This is a genomic window from Moorena sp. SIO3I6 (assembly GCF_010672095.1).
This window is the reverse complement of record NZ_JAAHHU010000600.1, coordinates 1-2681: the sequence shown is the minus strand read 5'-3', so window position 1 is coordinate 2681 and position 2681 is coordinate 1. Positions and strand designations below refer to the sequence as shown.

Below are 2681 nucleotides of genomic sequence, written 5' to 3'. Positions count from 1 at the left end.
GAAAAAAGGCTTGAAAGCCTTGTCGGGTATGCCTTCTGCCTTCATGCAGCCAGCCCTATTTATTTCCTATTCATAATTCCTAAAATTTGTCAAGTTTTTTGTAAAGAAATATGTTTATAAAGCATAGCTTACTAAGGGGGGTTAGGGGGGATCCCTAAAAACCCAGAACTTTGTACCTAATTGAATTGCAAACCGCTGTATTGCTTATTCCCTACTACTTATTGCTTATTCCCGATTACCATTACCATATTTTTTTATCTAGTTTCTCTTTTCTTTACACAGTCTTTAATCAATTAATCCTGACTTCTCTAGTCTGTTCTGAATAATCGATATAGGTGTTATTTAATTCTTACTTATTAACTCGTTGATGGTTCTATTTCTACAGTTAATGATTCCTTTTTGGTCAACTCTGACATCTTACATGGCTTTTAAAGCTATACTAATGGCCAGAAATTTTATCCTACTTATGGAAAAATTTTGCTTGTTCAGCAGCCAGTTATTCAGAAATTTATTTTGGCAACTATTTTCGCAAATTATAGCATTATTAAATTAGTTATGACTATAGTCATGACTACTCTCCCTACTTTTTCACTTTTTCTGTCTGGTGTTTGCTTTTTTTAAAGTTTTTTTACCATTGTTTGGTGCTTATGGGACTCCCTTCACTAGTTCAATTATGGAACATTTTCAAGTTCCAACTGAATGAATCTCAACCCAACAACAATACTATTCTTGAATCAACTGAGCCTAAGTTCAAAGAAATCTTGACGAAACGAATCCAGGTTGTTGATAACTGTCTTTATACGATTAATGACTGTCTGAATAGCCTAAATAACATCGTAGATCATCAAGGAACTGCACAACTGAGTAGTGAGCAAATAAATGACCTGAGAAACCAACTTATCCATCTCACAGAAGAACTCCGTCAACTTCGGTGAATCTTCTGATGATTTAAGATGAGTTAAAGAGTTATTTATCAAGCTTTTTGTGGGACTAACGAATTGGGTCATGTACAGTAACCAGTTTAGTCCCATCGGGGAAGGTTGCTTCTACCTGGACTTCATTCACCATTTCGGGAACTCCTTCCATCACATCATCCCGGGTCAGCAGCGTGGTGCCGTAACTCATTAAATCAGCTACTGGACGTCCTTCCCTAGCACCTTCCAAAATTTCCGCAGAAATGTAGGCAACGGCTTCTGGGTAATTTAGCTTCAACCCCTTTTCTTTGCGTCGTTCTGCCAATAAGGCAGCAGTAAAAATTAGTAGTTTATCCTTTTCTTGGGGTGTCAGTTGCATTGTTTTATCGTGTGGTTAGCAGCAATTTTGGTTAGTAGCAATTTTGGTTAGTAACAATTTTGACATTACAATAGCCAAACTCGTGGCTTAATCATAGGACGCCCGAATAGATTAACACGCAACAGTTGCCAAACCTCTATAAACCAGTGTCTCACCTCCTCAGTCGAAGCACCACGATAGCGGCATAATAATCCTGACATCAGCTGAGTTACGCCAGCTTCCCCCACATACTCCCTAGCACTCCAAAGTTCCCTGGCTTGTTCGAGAATCTCAGATGATACCGGTTCCCCTACCAAAGCTAATGTTCCTACCACTGGTTGTCCCGCTAAACCATAAGGACTAGAGAAGGTGGCTTCGCTAGCTGGTAACCATTGTCGGTCAATCCAGGTTGGATGTCCTTGCTGCCAAACTTCCGTATGCGATCGCCAATTTCCCTCCACAAACCTTTCTCCTCTGGCACTCCGTCCAAATCGAGTAATTTCCCAGCCTAACCAACTGGCTCCCGGCGCTAATTCTACCCGCAAATCCTGCCGGTAAACTGCACCATTGAATACAATCGTTTCCTGGGGCAACCATTCTAAACAAGCACCAGTCTCTACTTGGAGCCGGATGATTTGTCTAGTTTCTGGGGTTGTTAGCTTAGCGCTATAGTTTTTTTGATTAGCGCTAGATCTGATTTGTCTAGCTTCTGGCTTTTGTAAACTAGCGCTAGATAAATTTTCTTTAACTTCTGGTTGGTTTAAACTAGCGCTATAGTTTATTATACTAGCGCTAGAACTGCCCCTACCATAAGCTTTACTAGCAGCAGCAGTGGTGATTAAAGCATGAGTACCCGATTCAAGGTGGATATCTTGAGACAACCTGTCCCCTGCTACCATTCCTCCAGCGGTATGAAGTACCACACTGTGACAAACCCCTAGCCCTTCTGGATAAAACGGTCGCTGTACCTTCAAGGGAGCTCTGGCGTAGGTGTGAATAGGTTGAGTTTTTCCATGGGCTAAGGCAAAGCGTAATTCAAGGCTGCCATGCCATCGAGATTGATCACTATCTGTTGGTTGTGGTTGAGAGAGTCGATTCACGAATAATTAAAGGGCAATGTAAGGTAATTGACCGGGTCGCTTCGCCGTTGCTGAATATCGGAATCATATTCAAGTAAGCTAAACGGTTAAAATGCTTTTTAGGAAGGCAAAAAGCATGCATGGCTATTGGCAAAAGGGGACTGGGATCTATCTTTTTGATGTGATTTGACTAATATAAAGTTTAAATGCACAACAGCTTATACTTGAGCCAGTTATAGGGTACCTAAATTAATTGTGATAATTTTTGTTCATCGTTCCCTACTCCCTACTCCCTGTTCCCTGTTCCCTTTTCTATACCAATTACCCTTG

The 2681-nt window shown here is 40.8% G+C and carries 3 protein-coding genes; 1 reads left to right on the top strand and 2 read right to left on the bottom strand.

Going from position 1 to position 2681, the window contains the following annotated elements; translation table 11 throughout:
• Positions 1 to 647 precede the first annotated feature (647 nt).
• The gene (locus F6K49_RS40150) at positions 648 to 935 is read left to right on the top strand and encodes a hypothetical protein (RefSeq protein ID WP_293106370.1); all 288 of its coding nucleotides are present in this window, start codon (positions 648 to 650) and stop codon (positions 933 to 935) included.
• A gap of 55 nt (positions 936 to 990) precedes the next feature.
• Here the strand turns inward: F6K49_RS40150 and ureA are convergent, their stop codons facing one another.
• Positions 991 to 1293, bottom strand: coding sequence for an urease subunit gamma (ureA, locus tag F6K49_RS40145; protein WP_008179425.1), 303 nt, complete (start codon positions 1291 to 1293; stop codon positions 991 to 993).
• Positions 1294 to 1358: 65 nt separating this feature from the next.
• Positions 1359 to 2372 (bottom strand): urease accessory protein UreD, encoded by a 1014-nt coding sequence (locus F6K49_RS40140; RefSeq protein WP_293106366.1) that lies wholly within the window; start codon positions 2370 to 2372, stop codon positions 1359 to 1361.
• Positions 2373 to 2681 lie beyond the last annotated feature (309 nt).